The organism is Ectopseudomonas khazarica, assembly GCF_004521985.1.
Taxonomy (GTDB): Bacteria; Pseudomonadota; Gammaproteobacteria; order Pseudomonadales; family Pseudomonadaceae; genus Aquipseudomonas; species Aquipseudomonas khazarica.
Window position 1 is genome coordinate 1 of record NZ_SBHZ01000057.1, and the last position, 400, is coordinate 400.

Consider the following 400-nt stretch of genomic DNA (forward strand, 5'->3'; position numbering starts at 1 on the left):
GCTCAAGGCTGAGGGACGCACCGACGACACGTGTCGGCGTGCCAGGATCGTGCTGGGTGCGATCTTCGATGAGGCGATCCGTCGGCGACTTGCCCACGCTAATCCCGTCCGCTCGCTTCGGAGCCGGCGGAAAACACGGCGCGCAGAGATCCGTGAGGTCGAGGAGACGATCTGCATTCCAGAACGCGAGGTCGTTAGGGCGATGCTCGCCGCAGCCGCTGATACCGAGGCTCTGTTTCTGATCGCTCGTGAGCGAAGCGGAGACGGGGCCCGTGTCGTTGAGGTGCGGCGGGTCTCGACCGAGCATCCGATCCGGCAGGCGCGTGCCTTCCGCGCGCGGCACTCAGGGGTCGCTGTGGAGACTTTCCGCCCAACACCATGGCTCCGGCCACTCCTGGCC

The 400-nt window shown here is 66.8% G+C and carries 1 protein-coding gene; it reads right to left on the reverse strand.

Annotated elements, in window-relative coordinates:
- Positions 1-343: hypothetical protein (locus EPK82_RS24970; RefSeq protein WP_208651193.1), on the reverse strand; the 343-nt coding region annotated here is incomplete at its 3' end.
- Between the last annotated feature and the right edge of the window lie 57 nt (positions 344-400).